The following is an 18571-nucleotide window of genomic DNA, read 5'->3' as shown; positions in this document are numbered from 1 at the left end:
GCGGGAAAGCGGCTAGAATGGCCTCCTCGCAGGAGGTTATAAGAATGTTAAATAATGGATGTGTACCCTCGGAATCTGGTCCCACAGAGGTGACGGCTGATTTTCGTTTTACCCGCGTGATGGCCGAGCAGGCGGCGCGGGCGCGTCTGACGCTGGACGACGATCAGCTGTCACTCATCGCCCGCCTTGACGCCCTCGGTCAGCAGTTGGTGTCCACGACAGGCAGGCCGCAGGGGGTATACGTCTGGGGACGTACCGGGCGAGGGAAAAGCTTTATCCTCGACCACTTTTTCGCCAGCCTGCCGCTCGCCGCCAGGCGGCGGGTCCATTTTCATCACTTCTTCCGCGAACTGCACCAGCGGCTGAATGCCCCCGGAGCGCCCGACCTGCAGACGGTGATGAGGCAGATGACATCCGGTTGCCGCCTGCTATGCTTCGACGAATTTCATCTGCACGACCCCGGCGACGCCATGCTGATTAAAGCCTTGCTGGAACACCTCTTTCAACACGGTATCGTGCTGCTGGCCACCTCAAACTACCCGCCGGAGATGCTGCTGCCCAATCCGCTGTATCACGATCGCTTTTTACCGTCGATCGCGCTGATCCGCGCCCATCTAACGGTGGTGGCGCTGAACGGCGAGGAGGATTATCGCGAACGGCATCTGAGCCAGGATAACGCCTTCTGCAGCGGGCGGATGTGGGTTAATCCGAATGCACAACAGCGTCAGCTGTATGACCTGCCGTCGCTGCCTGGCGAACCGGTTTCGCTGACGGTAGGCTATCGCACGCTGCTGGCGGCCGCGGCGTCGCCCGCGTTGCTGCACTTCACCTTTACCCAGCTTTGTCAGGCCGCCACGGCGGTGATGGACTATCTGACGCTCTGCGAAAGCTATGCCGTCTGGCTACTGGACGAGGTGCCGCCATTGGCTACGGTGGGGCCGGCGGCCCAGCAGCGCTTTATCAATGTGATTGATGTGCTGTATGAAAAGCAGATCCGCCTGCTGCTGGTGACCCGCTGCGACCTGGAGACGCTGGTGGCAGGGGTGGAACTGGAGGATATTCAACGAACGCGGAGTCGCCTGCAACAGCTGCCGCGGGCGGTATAAGGAAAACGCCCCGGCGGGAGCCGGGGCGAGAGGATTACAGATCGAAGCGGTCGAGGTTCATCACCTTGGTCCAGGCGGCAACGAAGTCATGCACCAGCTTCTGCTGCCCGTCGGCGCAGGCGTACACTTCCGCCAGGGCGCGCAGTACCGAGTTGGAGCCAAACACCAGATCCACGCGGGTGGCGCTGTACTTCGCTTCGCCGGTTTTACGGTCGCTGCCGGCAGCGGATCCTGCCAAATCAGATCTTCTTTCGGCACTTCCGGCCCGAGGTAACGGGATTTTGGCCCCATATCACGGTGGGTCAGCTTGAACCACGCCCGGGCGAACGCCTCGTTAAAGGCCTGCGGATCGTTGAGGAAGCGACGGGAGATTTTTTCAAACTCCGGGTCGAAGCGCAGGGTCAGGTCGGTGACCAGCATGGTCGGTTTGCGCTTTTTCTCCGGGTTAAACGGATCCGGGATAATCTCCGGCGCGTCTTTGGCTTCGAACTGGATCGCGCCAGCCGGGCTGCGGGTCTGCACCCATTCGTATTTGAACAGGTTTTCGAAAAAGTAGTTGCTCCACTGGGTGGGCGTCTGCGTCCAGACCACTTCCAGACCGGAGGTGATGGCGTCCGCGCCTGCGCCGCTGCCGTAGCTGGAGTGCCAGCCCAGACCCTGCGCTTCCAGCGGCGCGGCTTCCGGCTCGGCGCCGACGTGGCTGGTTTCTGCGGCGCCGTGGGTTTTGCCCAGCGTATGGCCGCCGGCGATCAACGCGACGATCTCTTCATCGTCCATCGCCATATTGCCGAAGGTGGCGCGAATGGCCGCCGCGGCGGACAGCGGCTCGCCGCTGGCGTTCGGACCTTCCGGGTTGACATAAATCAGACCCATTTCGGTGGCCCCGATGGCCTGTTTCGCCAGGCTTTCCGGATGACGGTGGGCCAGCCACTCTTTCTCATCGCCCCAGTCGACGTCGAGATCCGGTTCCCAGACGTCTTCGCGACCGGCGCCAAAGCCAAAGGTGCGGAAGCCGGCGTTTTCCAGAGCGACGTTACCCGCCAGCATGTAAAGGTCGGCCCAGGAGATTTTCTGGCCATATTTCTGTTTCACCGGCCACAGCAGACGGCGGGCCTTATCGAGGCTGACGTTGTCAGGCCAGGAGTTCAGGGGAGCAAAGCGCTGCTGTCCACGACCTGCGCCGCCGCGACCGTCAACGGTGCGGTAGGTGCCAGCGCCGTGCCAGGCCATACGAATAAACAAGCCAATATAGCTACCCCAGTCTGCCGGCCACCACTCTTGCGAATCGGTCAGCAGCGCTCTGAGATCAGCCTTCAGCGCGGAGTAATCGAGCTTTTTAAACTCTTCCCTGTAGTTAAAATTCTCACCCAACGGGTTGGAGCGATTGGAGTGCTGGTTTAACAGATCGACACGCAGCTGGTTCGGCCACCAGTCGCGGTTGGCGGTGCCGCTGCCGGCGCTCTGTTTTGGCGTCTCGGCGTGGAAAGGGCACTTCCCGGCGGATGCATTGTTGGATGGGTCGTTAGACGTGCTCATATCAGGCTCCGTTTGCTTTTGTGAATGCCGTTACGATATACACTGCTACCAATAAGCGATATTTGAATGAATCTACGGATTTAATAGCTATTTCCGTTCAATGAAGGGTTAGGCAACCCCCTGGTGGCACCGTGTCGGCCTGGAGATTGAGATTAACCTCATTAGTAACCATAGCCGTAACGAGGCGGCAAAGGAAACGATCCGCGTCAAGCTGGGCGAAGGAATGCTAATTGTTTGAGATATGACAAGTTTTACTACGAAACTCGCATTAGCGCTGCCAGTAGGGCGGCGATCCAAACACGTCGGCAAAATAGTCAATCACTGTCCGCACGTTGAGAGAGGGATGGCGGGTATAAGGATAAATCGCCGCGATATACGATGGCGTGTGGCTGATGGCCGCCGAATAGCGATCCATCAGCGTGACTAATGTCCCGTTGTGCAGCGCCTCGCTGACCATCCAGTCGGAAAATAACACGATCCCCATCCCGCCGATGGCTGAAGTGAGCAGGGCATCGGCATTGTTCGAGGTCATGAGCGGGGTCAACGGATAGTGCACCCATGCCTCTTCGCGCTGGCGAAACAGCCAGCGGTTGGCTCCCTGCGAACCGCCATACACCAGCGTGCGATGTTGATGCAATGCCTCCGGCGAAGTCGGGCTGCCGTACCGTGAAACATACTCCGGGGAGGCGGTCAGGTAATAGCGCTGGCTGCCAAACACTCTGGCGTGATAGCCCGCGTCCGGCAGGCTGCTGATGCGAAAAAGGATATCCGTCGCATCGCGATGGGGATCGATAAAATCGTCGGTCAGTGTCAGGTCAAACTGCAGTTTGGGATGCCGGGCCGCCAGTTCCGGAAGCCAGGAGGCGATATGCCGCTGACCAAAATAGACCGGCGCATTGATCCGCACCAGTCCGCCGGGAACCTGTGCCCGATCCTGTAACGCCCGTTGCGCGTCGGCGTACTGTCCCAGTAGTTCCCGGGCGGACGCTGCGAAAAGGCGTCCTGCTTCGGTCGGTACCACGGCACGGGTGTTGCGGTAGAACAGCTGCTGCCCGAGGGCATCTTCCAGCTGCTGGATGGTTCGCGAGATCAGCGAGGGAGAGACCCCTTCGCGGCGGGCCACTACGGAAAAACTCTGGTTATCGTAAACCGCGATGAAAAGCTGAAGGGCGCGAAAATCGACGCTGCTGGCATCGGCCATCTGTGCAATTCCTGCAATAGTGTTTTCTGCATTATACCGTTTATCGCATCAGCACGCTGTTTTATCCTCAGCCGCCTGTTGTACAGAGGAGGCGCAGTAATGGCGTTATTATTCATTTTATTAGTGATTGCCGGCGGCATGGGATTATCGGTCGAGGCCGGCCTGCTGGGGCCGCTGGCGAGCCAGGTGGGGGATCTGTGGGCAACCATGAGCATCTTTGGGATTGGCGCAGTGTTAACCTTTTTTCTGATGCTCTTTTTCAGCCCGCGTAGCAGCCCGTCGTTCTTTTCTCTGCCCGGCTGGCAACTCACCGGCGGTCTGTTGGGGGCGGGGTACGTGGTGATCTTGACCATGGCGACGCCGGTGATTGGTATTGCCATGACCATGATCGGCATCCTGGCGGGTCAGGTGGCGAAAAGCCTGGCGATCGACCATTACGGGTTATTCGGCAGCCCACGGCGCAAAATCGATCCGCGGCGCGCCATGGCGCTGATGTTGATTATGGCGGCGTTACTGCTGGTGGCTCTGGGGTAAGGAGGGGAAATGGATACGATAGTGATCATTCTGGCGCTGTGCGGCGGCGCATTGCTTAGCGTCCAGGCGGCGATAAATGGCCGTCTTGGCAGCCAGGTGGGGGTGCTGCGCAGCGCCTTTTTAACCTTCGCCACCGGCGCGCTGGTGACGGGATTGCTGATCCTGTTTTTTGCTCCAGCGACGTCGGTAAACCTGCTACAGGTGCCTAAGTGGCAGCTGCTGGGCGCTTTTTGCGGCGTGCCCTACATCGTCATTATGGTGCTGGCGGTGCAGCGGATAGGCACCGCTACGGCTACCGTGGCGGTGATCTTTGGCCAGCTGACGATGAGCCTGCTGATCGACAACTTTGGCTGGCTGGGCAACAGCACGATGGCGTTCTCGCCGGCGCGACTGGCGGCGGTGATATGTCTGGCCCTCGCGCTGTACTTAATCTATACCTCAGGGAAGTCGGCTACCTCCCACGAGGCGGCCCGCGCAGAACAGTGAGCTGCGCCGACGCGTCGGGCATCGTGAATATAGCCTGACGCGTCACGGGCAAGGTTAAGAATAACGATCCCTCTAACATGCTGAAACATTTCTGCCAGATCATTAGCAACCTTTCAGTAGGGCTGACGCTGCGATAAGGCTATGCTTCCCGGCCGTTACGCCGTTGGCTTTTCCAGTGATTCAGGTGATGTACCGCTAATGCCCCTTTTGAGAGATGAAATTCGCGACCACTCCGCGGAAGAGATGCTGTTTATCCGCCGGGCCGCAATTGCTTTTCTGCTGGTGGTGGTCTGCTTTGGCGTGCTGATCGTTAACCTCTACCATCTGCAGGTGGAGCAGCACGATTTTTACCAGACCCGGTCAAACCAGAACGACATCAAAATGCTGCCCATCGCCCCCAGCCGCGGGCTGATATTCGATCGCAACGGCATTCCGCTGGTGCAGAATATCACCCTGTATCGCCTGCAGGTGATCCCGAGCAAAATTCCCGATATGGCCGCGCTGTTGCAGCAGCTGACGCCTATCGTCGACCTGACGCCGGACGACATCGCCAGCTTTCGCGACGATATGCACCACACCAGCCGCTACAAAGCGGTCACCCTCAAGTCAGACCTCAGCGATGTGGAGGTGGCCCGCTTCGCGGTCAACGAATTCCGTTTCCCCGGCGTGACGGTGGAGAGCTACCAACAACGGGAATACCCCTACGGCGCAGAGCTGGCGCACGTGGTGGGCTATGTGTCGAAAATCAACGACAGCGATCTGCAGCGGCTGGCGAAAAACGGCGAAGAGGAGAACTACGCCGCCGACCGCAATATCGGTAAGCAGGGCATCGAGGGCTATTATGAAAAAGCGCTCCACGGCACCTCCGGCTATCAGGAAGTGGAGGTGGATAACCACGGCCGGGTGGTGCGTCTACTGAAAGAGGTGCCGCCGGTGGCCGGAAAAAACCTCTATCTGACTCTCGACCTTCATCTCCAGCAGTATATTGAGTCGGTGCTGAAGGGACAGCGGGCGGCGGCGGTGGTGGTCGACCCGCGGGATGGCGGCGTGTTGGCGATGGTCTCCAGTCCCAGCTACGATCCTAATCCGTTCGTCAAAGGTATCGGCTATCAGGCCTATAAATCGCTGCTGGAGAATCCGGACCGGCCGCTGATCAACCGCGTCACCCAGGGGCTATATCCTCCGGCTTCGACGGTCAAACCCTATATGGCGCTGTCGGCGCTCTCCGCTGGGGTCATCACCCCGAACACCACCTTCTTCGGGGCGCCGACGTGGACGCTGCCGGGCACGCAACGCCGCTACCGCGACTGGCTGAAAACCGGCCACGGCATGCTCAACGTGACTAAAGCCATCGAAGAGTCAGCGGACACCTTTTTCTATCAGGTCGCCTTCGAGATGGGCATTGACCGGATCCATGAATGGCTGAGCAAGTTCGGCTACGGCCAGTCCACCGGCATCGACCTTAATGAGGAGTACGCCGGGGTGCTGCCCAGCCGGGAGTGGAAACAGCGGGTGCATAAAAAGCCCTGGTATCAGGGGGACACCATCTCGGTCGGCATCGGCCAGGGGTACTGGATCGACACCCCGATCCAGATGGTGAAGGCGCTTACCACTCTGCTGAACAATGGTAAAGTACAGGATCCGCATCTGCTCTATTCGATGAAGCAGGGCAACCATGTGGAACGTTATCAGCAGCCGGCGAACCTGCCGCAGGTGGGTGACCAGAAATCCCCGTACTGGGGCATTGTGCGCAACGGCATGTATGGGATGGCGAATCAGCCCAACGGCACCGGCTATAAGCTGTTTCATACTGCGCCGTATCAGATCGCGGCGAAGTCCGGGACCTCGCAGGTCTTTAGCCTGAAGCAAAACCAGACCTATAACGCCAAAATGATCCCGGTGCGTCTGCGCGACCATATCTTCTACACCCTGTTTGCCCCTTATCAGCATCCGAAGGTGGCGATGGCGCTGATTCTGGAGAACGGCGGCGGGGATGGGGTGGTGGCCGGACCGACGGCGCGCGCCATCCTGGACCATATTTTTGTCCCGCAGCAGGCATCTTCGGCGGCAGCCGATGTGCCGCAGCGTGACAGCGCCGATGCCCAGTAAGCGACAGGACTTATTCCGCAGGCGCATCGTCCATAGTAATTGGTTATTTGTCCCATCGTCTTCCCGGCGGCATAGTGTTTTACGGGAACATGACCCGGAGCGAGGAGGAAAGGTGACACGTAACCGATTACTGCTGGTCCAGACCGGCACGCCGCCGACGGCCATTCGCCAGGCGCATGGCGATCTGCCGCGCTGGTTTCGCACGCTGCTGGCGCCGTGGCAGACGCAGCTCACCACGGTGCGGGTGTTTGAAGATGAACCGCTGCCGACGCCGGATAACCAGACCATAGCGGTGCTAACCGGCTCGTGGGCGATGGTAACCGATCGTCTGGCGTGGAGCGAACGGACCGCCGACTGGATCCGGCAGGCGGTGGCTATCGACATGCCGCTGTTCGGCGTTTGTTATGGTCATCAGCTGATGGCCCATGCCCTGGGGGGCGAGGTCGCGTATCATCCTGGCGGGCGGGAAAGCGGCAGCCAAACCATTACGCTGTCGCCATGGGGTATCGATGATCCGCTGCTGATCGGCCTGCCGGCTACATTTCCTGCGCATCTGAGCCATTTGCAAACCGTGACTCGTCTGCCGGAAGGGGCCACGGTGCTGGCCGCGTCCTCCCACGATCCCCACCAGATTGTGCGCTATGGGCCGCACGCGGTCTCTACGCAATTTCACCCGGAATTTACCGCGCCGATAGCCCGTTCGCTGATCCGCCACCGGGAGGCGGTGCTGCAGGCGGAAGGTATTGACGCGCAGCGGTTACACGACGAGGTGCAGGAGAGCCCGCAGGGCGCGGCGATCCTTACGCGCTTCGTCAGCGCCTTTCTGACCCCGGATGCCCCCGGCCATTAATCCCCCGTCGTGAACAGAACCTGCCAGCGGCGACGCCGGCGGGTCATTTCGCGTGCCAGATCGGCCACCTCTGCAACGCGCAGCGCGTCAACCGCCTGCGGCGTTAGCTCTGGTAAACCATACTCCTGACGCAGGGCGGACAGCGCCCGCGCCTCTGGCGGCCTGCTGGCGCGGATCTGAGCGGCCAGGCGCTGCTGTAGCGGTCTGAAGGTCGCCTCATCCATGGGGGCCAGCTGGCGCAGAAAGTCTTTACCACAGCGCAGCAATTCCCCGGCGCGGCGATCCGGGGACTGGAGCGCCATCAGCAGCCCGTCGCGATCGGCGACTCGCTGATAGCAGCAGCTCACCACATAGCCAATCTGCTGCTCCACCCGCAGGCGCTGGAAAAATAGCGGCTCACAATGCTGCGCCAGCAGCCGCAGGGCCGCCAGCGAGGCGCCATCCGGCAGCGGAATGAAGACCAGCAGCGCCGTATCGCCTCCCGGATAAACCAGACGTTCGACGCCGCGGCGGCAGGGCGCCGGAGCGGGCATCGGCGGATTAACCGGGGCGGTAATCAGGCTCAGCTGACGCGCTACCCACTGCGCATCTTCTGCGCTGCCGCCGGCCAGGGCCGCCAGCCAACCTTTCTGATGCCCGGATGTACCCAGCCGTTCGGGGAGTTGAGCCATGAGATAACGGATAGCGATACTTTCCGGCGGTGGGGTCAGCGAGGCGACCGGGAGTGCGAGTTGCCGCAGGATGGCCTGCAGGATCGCCTCCGGCCGTCGGCCGGGCTCCGGCAGCTGGAGGGTCAACTGCCAGCTGCCGTCGAACAGATGCCACTCGCCGTGTCCCCCGGCATGGCGCAGGGCGGCAAGCTGTGGGCGCAGCTGTTCCCCACGCGCCAGTCCTTCGGCCTGATCGGGCGAGCAGTAGAAGGGCGGTCGCAGCAGGAGCCTCGGCGGCTCTCCCGGTGACGGGAGGTGGAGCAGCGGCGCGGCTTTCTCCGGGCATTTGGCAACGAGATCGCCAGCGGCCTGCGGATAAAAAGCGAACGCCAGCGCCGGGTCAGACTCAGGGCGGCGGCGCCAGCGGCTAAGCGGCAGGCTAAAGCCCTGGGTGGCAACAGACTCCCCTGGGGAAACGGTCTGACAGGCCAGGCTGACCGACGGGGCGGCCTGCAGGGCGGCGCAAAAATCGGTGAACCCGGTGGGCGGCGCGCCGGGGGCAAAGCCGAATGCCCGCTGGCGCAGCTGACCGAGAGGCGACAGCGCCTGAAAGCGGCGGCGGGATAGCTGATAGTAGTGTAGCTGCTGCTCAGGCGTCGTTTGCTGTAGCGCCTGCAGCCAGTGGGTTATCTGCCGGTCGACCTCTTCCGGCCGGTCGCTGGCGAAGACCAGCGCCAGCCAGCCGAGGTGCCGATCCTGATACAGCCAGTTCAGCGCCACATCCCCGGCCAGCCGGCGCTGGCGCAGGCCGGCCATCAGGCTGCCGGGGGCTTCATCCAGCAAAAACTCGCGCAGTAACGTGACGTTGTCACTTAAAGCGATCAGCGGGCAGCGCCACAGCGCGGGCTGGCTGGAGACCGCCAGCTGCAGTGCAGTGAACTCGCCCAGGCGCAGCGGCGGCGCCGGCGGCGGAGCCTCGCCTGCGGCAAGCCCGGCGGCGAAACGGGCCGCCAGCTCGCCGAGCGCCTCCAGCGACTGCGGCCCCTGCAGCCAGAGCTGCATTCGCCGGGCGACATAATGGGTGCGGTGAAAATCGCCTAAGGCGGCCTGCAGCGCAGCGAGATCGCCCGCCAGCGCGTCGGCGCTGCCTACCTGAAAGCGGCGAAACGCCGCGGGCGCGCTGGCGGCGTGGCGCACCGCGGCTTCCCGGCGCGATGGCTCATGCTGCTGGATCAGGCGGTACTCGGCGTCAATCACCGCCACTTCGCGCTGAATATCTTCCCTGAGCAGCAGCGGGGCCTGCAGCATCTCCTGTAGACGCGCGACGCCATCAGCCAGAGCATCGGCGGCAACCTCGAAAAAGAACGCGCTATGGCGAGCCAGGGTGGTGGCATTCACGCTTCCGCCCTGGCGCTGCACCCAGCCCATCAGTCGGTCATCATCCTGGTAGCGCTCTCCGCCGTAAAACAGCAGATGTTCCAGCAGGTGCGCCAGCCCAGGGAAGCGCGACGGTTCGTGGTGGCTGCCGGCGGCGACCCGCGCCAGGGCCGCCGCGCGATCCGCCTGCGGCTGATGGACCAGGGTGGCCTGCAGGCCGCCCGGCAAAGTGAGGGTGCGGGTCGCCAGTGTCATTACAGGTCCCGGGTTTGGTAGATCAGCTGCGAGCGGGTACGGTTGCGGAACTGCAACTGGCTGACTTTTATGTCGCTGCAGGCCGCTTCGCGCCGGGCCTCGAGGATTTTGTGATGATGCGGGGATTTGCTGCACACCGGGTCGGCGTTATCGGCGCTGCCGGTCAGCATAAAGGCCTGGCAGCGGCAGCCGCCGAAGTCCTTCTCTTTTTCATCACAGGAGCGGCACGGCTCCGGCATCCAGTCATACCCGCGGTAGCGATTGAAGCCGAATGAGTCATACCAGATCGATTCCAGACTCTGCTCCAGCACCGACGGAAACGCCACCGGCAGCTGGCGCGCGCTGTGGCAAGGCAGGGCGGTGCCTTCCGGGGTGACGCTGAGGAAAATCGATCCCCAGCCGCCCATGCAGCCTTTCGGCCGCTCTTCGTAATAGTCCGGGGTGACGAACAGCAGGTTGGTGAGGTTGCCGCTGGCGGCCATTTTCTGCCGGTAGTCAGCGACCACCTGCTCGGCGCGGGCGATCTGTTCCCGGGTCGGCAGCAGCCCTTCGCGATTAAGAAACGCCCAACCGTAGAACTGGCAGGTGGCCAGCTCAACGTCATCGGCTTCCAGCTCAATGCACAGCTCGATAATTTTATCGAGCTGGTCGATGTTGTGCCGGTGGAGAACGAAGTTGAGCACCATCGGGTAGTCGCGCGCTTTCACGGCTTTGGCCATGGCCAGCTTCTGCTGGAAGGCTTTTTTGTTGCCGGCCAGCGCGGCGTTGAGCACTTCATCGCTGGCCTGGAAGCTAATCTGGATATGGTCCAGCCCGGCCTCGCTGAAGGCGTCCAGTTTGCTCTCCGTCAGCCCTATCCCGGAGGTGATCAGGTTGGTATAGAACCCGAGGTCGCGCGCGGCGCGGATCAGTTCCGGCAGATCTTTACGGGTCAGCGGCTCGCCGCCGGAAAAGCCTAGCTGAACGCTGCCCATCGCCCGCGCCTGGCGAAAGACCTCGATCCATTGTTCGGTGGTCAGCTCCTTATCCTGCCGGGCGAAGTCCAGCGGATTGGAACAGTAGGGACACTGCAGCGGGCAGCGGTAGGTTAGCTCCGCCAGCAGCCACAGTGGCGGATTGACGGTGGGTTTACTCTGGCTCACGGCAGGTGATCCACTTCTGTTGACAGGCGATCTGCAGGAACTCGATGACGTCGTCATCGACGCCGCCTGCTTCTGGGAAACGTTCATTAAGCATGGCGATAATCGCCGCGACGTCGCGCCGGCCATCGACCAGCTCGAGGATCGCCGCGGCGGTCTCATTGAGTTTGGCCATACCCTCCGGATAGAGGATCACATGGCTCTCCTGGGCGGCTTCCCACTGCAGTCGGTAGCCGCGACGAAAGGCAACGATGGACGTTATTTGCATGATTACACCAGTCGGGTCGTGTGCCAGGCCGCCTTGTCGGTGACCGTGTGATAGGGCGGGCGCTGCAGGGCATAGGCCATGGTCATGGCATCGAGCATCGACCACAGAATGTCGAGCTTAAACTGCAGGATCTCCAGCATCCGGTTCTGTTTTTCAGCGCTGTCGCAGTAGGCCTTCGCCAGCGCCAGGCCATGCTCAACGTCGCGATTGGCCTGGCTCAGACGACTGCGGAAGTAAAAATAGCCTTCCTCTTTGATCCATGGATAGTGCTGCGGCCAGCTGTCGAGGCGCGACTGATGGATCTGCGGGGCGAACAGCTCGGTCAGGGAACTGCAGGCCGCCTCCTGCCAGCAGGCGCGACGGGCGAAATTAAGATAGGCATCCACTGCGAAGCGCACGCCGGGCAGCACGTGACGCTCGCTGAGCAGATCGTCGCGGCTCAAACCGACCGCTTCCCCCAGCCGCAGCCAGGCTTCAATCCCGCCGTCCTCACCGTGGCTGCCGTCGTGGTCGAGGATCCGCTGCACCCATTTGCGCCGGGTTTGCGCATCCGGGCAGTTGGCCATAATCGCCGCGTCTTTCAGCGGAATAGTGGTCTGGTAATAAAACCGGTTCGCCACCCAACCCTGAATTTGCTCGCGGGTCGCGTCGCCGTTATGCATGGCGATGTGGTAAGGGTGGTGAATATGGTAGAAGGCGCCTTTAGCCCGCAGAGCCTCTTCAAAGGCCTGCGGCGACAGCGTGTCAGTGATCAGCATGCGGTATCCTGAAGGGTGATTGCCATCCCGTCCCAGCTCACTTCGATCCCCTGTTGCGTTAGCGCCTGGCGCTGGGGAGACTGCTCGTTAAGGATCGGGTTGGTGTTATTAATATGAATGAGAATTTTGCGTTTTGCCGGCAGGGAGGCCAGCAGGGCCATCATCCCGTGCTCATCGCCGAGCGCCAGGTGGCCCATATCGCGCCCGGTATTGCGCCCGACGCCGGCGGCCTGCAGCTCGTCATCCTGCCAGACGGTGCCATCGATCAGCAGACAGTCCGCTTTTTGCAGCCACGGCAGAAGGGTTTCATCCGGCTCACCCAGCCCCGGGGCATAGAACAGCGTCTGCCCGTTGCGGCGGTTTTCGATAAACAGCGCCACGTTATGACCCGGCAGCGGCCGGTCGCGATACGGCGAATAGGGCGGCGCGTTGCTGGCGATAGGCACCGCGGTAAACTGCAAATCAGGACAGGCGTCAACGGTAAAAGGCTGCTGCGGAGCGATGGGATGATGCACCAGGCCGCCGTTCCAGTGCCGCAGCATGGTAAACACCGGGAAGCCGGTGGAGAGATCCTCATGAACCTCCGGGGTGCACCAGACCTGATGTGGGCAGCCTTCCCGCAGGCTCAGCAACCCGGTGGTGTGGTCGATCTGGCTGTCGGTGAGAATAATGCCGCCGATATGTGTTCCGCGCAGTACGCCGGCTTTATTTAACTCGGGGGTATGGGCAATCTGCTGGCTGATATCCGGCGAGGCGTTGCACAGCACCCACTCTTTACCGTTGTCGCTGACGATAATTGACGACTGGGTGCGGGGGGCAGCCTGAATGGTGCCATCGCGCAGACCCTGACAGTTGGCGCAGTTGCAGTTCCATTGCGGGAAACCGCCGCCGGCGGCGGAACCGAGGACTTTAATGAACATGAAGACGGACCGGGTAATGAATGAAGGTGCCCGCGCGAACGGCGGGCGGGGCGATTAACGGTTAGAAATGTACAGCGTCACTTCCAGACCGAGACGTAAATCGATAAAAGCTGGTTTCTTCCACATGTTTTGTTCCTCTTAAAAATGACTACAGGCCTCACGGATAATGGTGGTTAAGGGCGTGTCGCTATCGCGCCGGCCGTCGGCGCGCAGGAAAGCATTGCCGAAATTGACGCCCACCGCGCCGCCGCTGTCGCGGATCGCCCGCAGTTGCTGGTCGGTCAGATTGCGCGGCTGCGGGCACAGGGCGTGGGCATTGGAGTGGGTGGCCACCAGCGGGAGAGAAAAATGGCCCCGGTCGGGCACATGGCGGATACAAATTTCCGCTTTACTGGTCACGTACTCTCTTGATGACGATAAAAGGTGAGAAAACGATGAACAGATTATCCCTGATCCGCTATACCAGCGCCGTGGCGTTGGGGTTATCCACCCTGTGGTCCGCCGCCGTTTGCGCCGCTGAAGACGCGGGGGCGTTCGACAAGATCCAGCAGATCCGCGCCGGCGACCTGAATATTGGCTACGTGGATATCGGCCCACGCGACGGCCAGCCGGTGATCCTGCTGCACGGCTGGCCCTACGACATTCAGAGCTATGCCCAGGTGGCGCCGGCTCTAGCGCAGAAGGGTTACCGGGTGATCGTGCCGTATCTTCGCGGCTACGGCACGACCCGTTTCCTCTCCGCCAGCACGCCGCGTAACGGTCAGCCGTCGGCGATGGCGGCCGATATTGTCCATCTGATGGACGCCCTTAACATCAGGCAGGCGGATCTGGCCGGTTTTGACTGGGGCGCGCGCACGGCGGATATCGTCGCCGCGCTGTGGCCGCAGCGGGTGAAATCCCTGGTCTCGGTGAGCGGGTATCTGATCAGCAGTCAGCAGATTGGCGAAAAACCGCTGCCGCCGCAGGCTGAGCTGTCGTGGTGGTATCAATTCTATTTTGCCACCCCGCGTGGGGAGGCCGGTTACCGGCAAAACACCCACGACTTTGCGAAATTTATCTGGCATCAGGCGTCGCCGCAGTGGCAATTCAGCGACGCGACCTTTGCCAAAACCGCCCGGGCTCTGGATAACCCGGACCATGTGGCGATCACCATCAGCAACTACCGCTGGCGCCTGGGGCTGGAGAAAGGGGAAGCGAAGTATGCCGGCTATGAACAACGGCTGGCGGCGCTACCGCCGATAACCGTGCCCACCATCACCCTGGAAGGGGCGAATAACGGCGCGCCGCATCCGGCTCCCGCCAGCTACCGTGCCAAATTTACCGGTAAATATGAGCACCGGGATCTGCCGGGAGCTGTGGGCCATAACCCGCCGCAGGAGGATCCGACGGCGTTTGTGCAGGCGGTGGTGGACGCCGATCGTTTGTAACCCGCGCCTTGCCGGCGGCGCGACGTTGCGCTTCCGGCAACACGGCTTATGCTTGTGAAGAGTTTATTTTGCCCCAGGAGCAGCCTTTGGAGCGTATTGACCACATCCTGGTCGTCGACGACGACCGCGACATCCGGGAACTGATTGTCGACTATCTGGAAAAATCGGGATATCGCGCCAGCGGCGCGGCGAACGGCAAAGCCATGTGGTCGGTACTCAAAAACCATCAAATTGACCTGATTGTGCTGGATATTATGATGCCGGGAGAGGATGGCTTAACGCTCTGTCGCCAGCTGCGCGCTAACCCGCAGCAGGATATCCCGGTGCTGATGCTCACCGCCCGCACCGATGACAGCGACCGGATCCTCGGCCTGGAAATGGGGGCTGACGATTATCTGATTAAGCCCTTTGTGGCTCGCGAACTGCTGGCGCGCATCAAAGCTATTTTACGCCGCACCCGGGCGCTGCCGCCGAACCTGCAGATCACCGAGGCGGGCAGGCTGATCGCCTTTGGCGACTGGCTGCTCGACACTGCCGCTCGCCATTTGCTGGACGACAGCGGCGCCATCGTCGCCCTCAGCGGGGCGGAGTATCGGCTGCTGCGGGTGTTTCTCGACCACCCACAGCGGGTGCTGAACCGCGATCAGCTGCTCAATCTGACCCAGGGACGCGACGCGGAACTGTTTGAGCGGTCAATTGACCTGCTGGTGAGCCGACTGCGCCAGCGGCTGCGGGAGGATGCTCGCGAGCCGGCCTACATTAAAACGGTGCGCAGCGAAGGCTATGTGCTGTCGGTACCGGTCTCCATTCGCGAGAGGCATGAATGAGGTTCTGGCCCGCCTCGCTGCAGTCGAGGCTGATGGCGCTGCTGTTTCTGGCGCTGCTGCTGGCGAATACATTAACCCTGTCGCTGCTGTTTTATGAGCGTATGAGCAGCGCTCGCAGCGTGATGCTGGGCAATCTGGCTTCCGATGTCGCCACCAGCGTGGCGATCCTTGACCGCCTGCCGGCCGCTGAGCGGCCACAATGGCTGCCGAAGCTGGCGCGCGGCAATTATCGCTATCTGCTGGACGCCGGGGAGCGCGGCAATTACCCGGACAGCTGGCGCGCCCGGGACGCAGCGCGCTCCCTGCAGGAGGCGCTGAGCGCGCAGTATCCGGTAAGTATTGTGGCGATCCCCGGCCCGCGGCAGCATATTCAGGCCCATATTACCCTTCACGGCGGCGCGCCGTTGACCCTCGACCTATGGCCGAAACTACCGGCCATCGCCCGCTGGCTGCCGGTGGCGCTGATCGCTCAGTTTGTCCTCCTGCTGGCCTGCGCCTGGTACGCGGTTCGCCAGGTATTGCTGCCCATCTCCCGCTTTACCCACGCGGTAAATGCCCTGGAGCCGGCCAGCGACACGGCAGGAACTATGGCCGAGCAGGGGCCGGAGGAGGTGCGTCGCGCCGCCCGCGCGTTTAACGCGATGCAGGCGCGCATCCACGATCATCTGCAGGAGCGAGCGCGGATCCTTGCCGCCATCTCCCACGATCTGCAAACCCCGATAACCCGAATGAAGCTGCGGGTGGAGATGGCCGACCAGCCGGAACTGCGCGATAAGCTACTGCAGGATCTCGACAATATGACCCGTCTGGTGCGGGAGGGCATCGCCTTCGCCCGCACCTCGCAGCCGCTGGAGGAGGCGCGACAGCGGCTGAATCTCGATGCGTTTCTCGACACCATCGTCTGCGATTATGCCGATGTCGGCCGGCCGGTCCAGTTTTGTCCCGAAGAGACCGCCGGGGTGGTGTGGATCCCGCCGCAGGCTCTGCGCCGGGTGATGACCAATCTTATCGATAACGCCTTGAAATTCGGTACGACGGCCACGGTAACCCTGACCCGTGACGCCGTGGGGGATATCACCCTTCATGTGCTGGATGAGGGGCCGGGGATCCCCGAGGCCTCGCTGCAGGCGGTGCTGCAGCCGTTTTATCGCCTGGAGGACTCGCGCAATCGCGATACCGGCGGCACCGGCCTGGGGCTGGCGATCGCCGCGCAGCTGGTCAGCCAGATGGACGGCGCGCTGCGCCTGGCCAACCGCCCGCAGGGCGGCCTGGACGCCAGCGTTCGCCTTGCCGCGGCGGGATTGTATCCTGTTGTATCTCCGGGAAAGACGGATAACTAAGCCGACAATTCTCCCCCTTTCCCGACACATTCGCCTTACATGGCCTTGCTGTAATGTCGTGGCTGCCACTCTCGGCAGCGACGGCATAATGAGGAGAAGGCGATGTCGATATTAATTGCATTTTTGGGCGGGATGTTAACCCTGCTGAGCCCCTGTACGCTGCCGGTGATCCCGCTGCTGTTCGCCAGCGTCCGGGGCCGCCGGGGGCAGCTGGCGATCATGCTGGCAGGAATGGCGCTGATGTTCGGCGCTGTCTCCTGGCTGGTGACGGTCGCCAGCGGCTGGGTGGTGAATCTGACCCTCGCAGGCCGCGGTCTGGCGCTGGCGTTCTTCACCCTGGTCGGGTTGAGTCTGCTTTCGCAACGCGTCGCGCAACGGCTGACCTCACCCCTGGTAGCGTTGGGGAATCAGCTTAACGATGCCAGTTCACGCCAGCGCGGCTGGATCGGTTCTCTACTGGCCGGGCTGGCGGTGGGCCTGCTGTGGGCGCCGTGCGCCGGGCCGGTATTGGGAGCGATACTTAGCCTGGGCTTTGTGCATCCGGGGCAGGCGACTACCGGCGGCTTGCTGCTGGCCTACGGCAGCGGCGGGGCGCTGATGTTATTCCTGCTGGGGTGGTGCGGGGCGGCGTTGATCGCCAGATTGCGTCGCGGACAGGCGTTCGGCGAGCGGCTGCGCCGGTTGGCAGGGGGGGCAATGCTGGCCTCGGTGGCGCTGATCGCTAGCGGCGGCGATCGCTATCTGCAAAGCGCTGGTGGACTGAGCCAGGCGCTGGAGCAGCGGCTGGCCGCCCGTCTGCCGCAGCCGGAGCAAAAGACCAGCCTCCAGCCGATCGCCGCGCCGCAGCCCAGCAACGCGATGCCCTCTCTGGCGGGGGGCAGCGCATGGATCAACAGCCCGGCGTTAACTCCGGAGCGTCTGAAGGGCAAAGTGGTGCTGGTGGATTTCTGGACCCGGGAGTGTATCAACTGTCAGCATACCCTGCCTTACGTGCGCGACTGGGCGAACAAATACCGCGCGGCGGGCCTGGTGGTGATTGGCGTTCATACCCCGGAATATCCCTGGGAGCGTTCGTTGCCCCTGCTGCGCCAGGCGGTGAAGGACTGGCGGGTAACCTACCCGGTGGTGGCGGATAATGAGTACGCCATCTGGAACGCCTTCGGCAATCAGTACTGGCCGGCGCATTACATTTTCGACGCTCGCGGACAGCTGCGCTATACCGCATTCGGCGAAGGGGATTATGCCCGCCAGGAGCAGGTGATCCAGCAGCTGCTGCAGGAGAGCAAAGCCTGACCCGCGGCGCAGGCGTCTGGCGGACGGAACCCTCCAGCCCTTATACCTGATGCCGGGCGGCGCTGCGCTTGCCCGGCCTACATCAGCGCGCAGGTAGAATGTAGGCCCGGTAAGGCGCAGCCGCCACCGGGCATTGAAGCGGGAGAGGCGCAGAATGTCCATTGCCGGTGACTGCCGGACGGTTCCGTTCATCTCTTGTGCCTGTTGCCGGGCGGCGCTGCGCTTGCCCGGCCTACATGAGCGCGCAGGGAGAATGTAGGCCCGGTAAGGCGCAGCCGCCACCGGGCATTGAAGCGGGAGAGGCGCTGGATGTCCATTGCCGGTGGCTGCCGAACGGTTCCGTTCATCTCTTGTGCCTGTTGCCGGGCGGCGCTGCGCTTGCCCGGCCTACATGAGCGCGCAGGGAGAGTGTAGGCCCGGTAAGGCGCAGCCGCCACCGGGCATTGAAGCGGGAGAGGCGCAGAATGTCCATTGCCGGTGACTGCCGGACGGATC

General features: G+C 62.2%; 16 protein-coding genes and 2 pseudogenes. 9 read left to right on the top strand and 9 right to left on the bottom strand.

Annotation, left to right across the window (positions count from 1 at the left end; all coding sequences use genetic code 11):
- Positions 1-44 precede the first annotated feature (44 nt).
- Entirely contained in the window at positions 45-1106 is a 1062-nt protein-coding gene (zapE, locus tag DR88_RS13965; protein WP_004153572.1) for a cell division protein ZapE, read from the top strand.
- A gap of 183 nt (positions 1107-1289) precedes the next feature.
- Here the strand turns inward: zapE and katG are convergent.
- A pseudogene (gene katG, locus DR88_RS13970) lies at positions 1290-2642 on the bottom strand (catalase/peroxidase HPI); the annotation flags it as partial.
- Between the two features lie 268 nt (positions 2643-2910).
- Entirely contained in the window at positions 2911-3843 is a 933-nt protein-coding gene (locus tag DR88_RS13975; protein WP_025861973.1) for a LysR family transcriptional regulator, read from the bottom strand.
- A gap of 99 nt (positions 3844-3942) precedes the next feature.
- Between DR88_RS13975 and DR88_RS13980 the strand changes: the two genes are divergently transcribed.
- The 4 genes from DR88_RS13980 to DR88_RS13995 all read left to right on the top strand — a co-directional run bounded on the left by DR88_RS13980 (position 3943) and on the right by DR88_RS13995 (position 7822).
- The gene (locus DR88_RS13980; RefSeq protein ID WP_004143693.1) at positions 3943-4377 is read left to right on the top strand and encodes a DMT family transporter; all 435 of its coding nucleotides are present in this window, start codon (positions 3943-3945) and stop codon (positions 4375-4377) included.
- A gap of 9 nt (positions 4378-4386) precedes the next feature.
- A complete protein-coding gene (locus tag DR88_RS13985; RefSeq protein ID WP_004143692.1) occupies positions 4387-4863 on the top strand; it encodes a DMT family transporter in 477 nt (158 codons plus the stop codon).
- 198 nt (positions 4864-5061) lie between these two features.
- Positions 5062-6972, top strand: coding sequence for a peptidoglycan DD-transpeptidase MrdA2 (gene mrdA2 / locus DR88_RS13990; protein WP_025861974.1), 1911 nt, complete (start codon positions 5062-5064; stop codon positions 6970-6972).
- 112 nt (positions 6973-7084) lie between these two features.
- Positions 7085-7822, top strand: a complete 738-nt coding sequence (locus tag DR88_RS13995) for a glutamine amidotransferase (protein ID WP_023280129.1) — start codon at positions 7085-7087, stop codon at positions 7820-7822.
- Here the strand turns inward: DR88_RS13995 and pqqF are convergent.
- The 7 genes and pseudogenes from pqqF to DR88_RS14025 form a co-directional block, all read right to left on the bottom strand.
- Positions 7819-10104 (bottom strand): pyrroloquinoline quinone biosynthesis protein PqqF, encoded by a 2286-nt coding sequence (gene pqqF, locus DR88_RS31300; protein ID WP_004148469.1) that lies wholly within the window; start codon positions 10102-10104, stop codon positions 7819-7821. The genes DR88_RS13995 and pqqF overlap by 4 nt on opposite strands.
- Positions 10104-11246, bottom strand: coding sequence for a pyrroloquinoline quinone biosynthesis protein PqqE (pqqE, locus tag DR88_RS14005; protein WP_004184158.1), 1143 nt, complete (start codon positions 11244-11246; stop codon positions 10104-10106). The genes pqqF and pqqE overlap by 1 nt, the downstream gene beginning before the upstream one ends.
- Complete coding sequence (gene pqqD / locus DR88_RS14010) at positions 11233-11511, bottom strand: pyrroloquinoline quinone biosynthesis peptide chaperone PqqD (RefSeq protein ID WP_025862269.1); 279 nt, start codon at positions 11509-11511, stop codon at positions 11233-11235. Before pqqD ends, pqqE begins: the two co-directional genes overlap by 14 nt.
- A 2-nt stretch (positions 11512-11513) precedes the next feature.
- Positions 11514-12269, bottom strand: coding sequence for a pyrroloquinoline-quinone synthase PqqC (gene pqqC, locus DR88_RS14015; protein ID WP_004143685.1), 756 nt, complete (start codon positions 12267-12269; stop codon positions 11514-11516).
- Positions 12263-13189: a pyrroloquinoline quinone biosynthesis protein PqqB gene (pqqB, locus tag DR88_RS14020; RefSeq protein WP_004148467.1), complete on the bottom strand. Its 927-nt coding sequence runs from the start codon at positions 13187-13189 to the stop codon at positions 12263-12265. The genes pqqC and pqqB overlap by 7 nt, the downstream gene beginning before the upstream one ends.
- 54 nt (positions 13190-13243) lie before the next feature.
- Complete coding sequence (gene pqqA / locus DR88_RS0125835; protein WP_002905689.1) at positions 13244-13315, bottom strand: pyrroloquinoline quinone precursor peptide PqqA; 72 nt, start codon at positions 13313-13315, stop codon at positions 13244-13246.
- Positions 13316-13348: 33 nt separating this feature from the next.
- Positions 13349-13534, bottom strand: a pseudogene (locus DR88_RS14025) (membrane dipeptidase); the annotation flags it as partial.
- Between the two features lie 89 nt (positions 13535-13623).
- Between DR88_RS14025 and DR88_RS14030 the strand changes: the two are divergent.
- The 4 genes from DR88_RS14030 to DR88_RS14045 all read left to right on the top strand — a co-directional run bounded on the left by DR88_RS14030 (position 13624) and on the right by DR88_RS14045 (position 18076).
- Positions 13624-14616, top strand: coding sequence for an alpha/beta fold hydrolase (locus DR88_RS14030; RefSeq protein WP_004180015.1), 993 nt, complete (start codon positions 13624-13626; stop codon positions 14614-14616).
- 86 nt (positions 14617-14702) lie between these two features.
- Complete coding sequence (locus tag DR88_RS14035; RefSeq protein WP_004180014.1) at positions 14703-15443, top strand: response regulator; 741 nt, start codon at positions 14703-14705, stop codon at positions 15441-15443.
- Entirely contained in the window at positions 15440-16783 is a 1344-nt protein-coding gene (locus tag DR88_RS14040) for an ATP-binding protein (RefSeq protein ID WP_004148465.1), read from the top strand. Before DR88_RS14035 ends, DR88_RS14040 begins: the two co-directional genes overlap by 4 nt.
- 102 nt (positions 16784-16885) lie before the next feature.
- The gene (locus DR88_RS14045) at positions 16886-18076 is read left to right on the top strand and encodes a cytochrome c biogenesis protein/redoxin (RefSeq protein WP_004148464.1); all 1191 of its coding nucleotides are present in this window, start codon (positions 16886-16888) and stop codon (positions 18074-18076) included.
- The last annotated feature ends 495 nt before the right edge of the window (positions 18077-18571 follow it).

It is taken from the genome of Klebsiella pneumoniae, from assembly GCF_000742135.1.
GTDB classification, from domain to species: Bacteria; Pseudomonadota; Gammaproteobacteria; order Enterobacterales; family Enterobacteriaceae; genus Klebsiella; species Klebsiella pneumoniae.
Note: the sequence above shows the minus strand (reverse complement) of the source record. Positions and strands in the feature narration are given on the sequence as shown.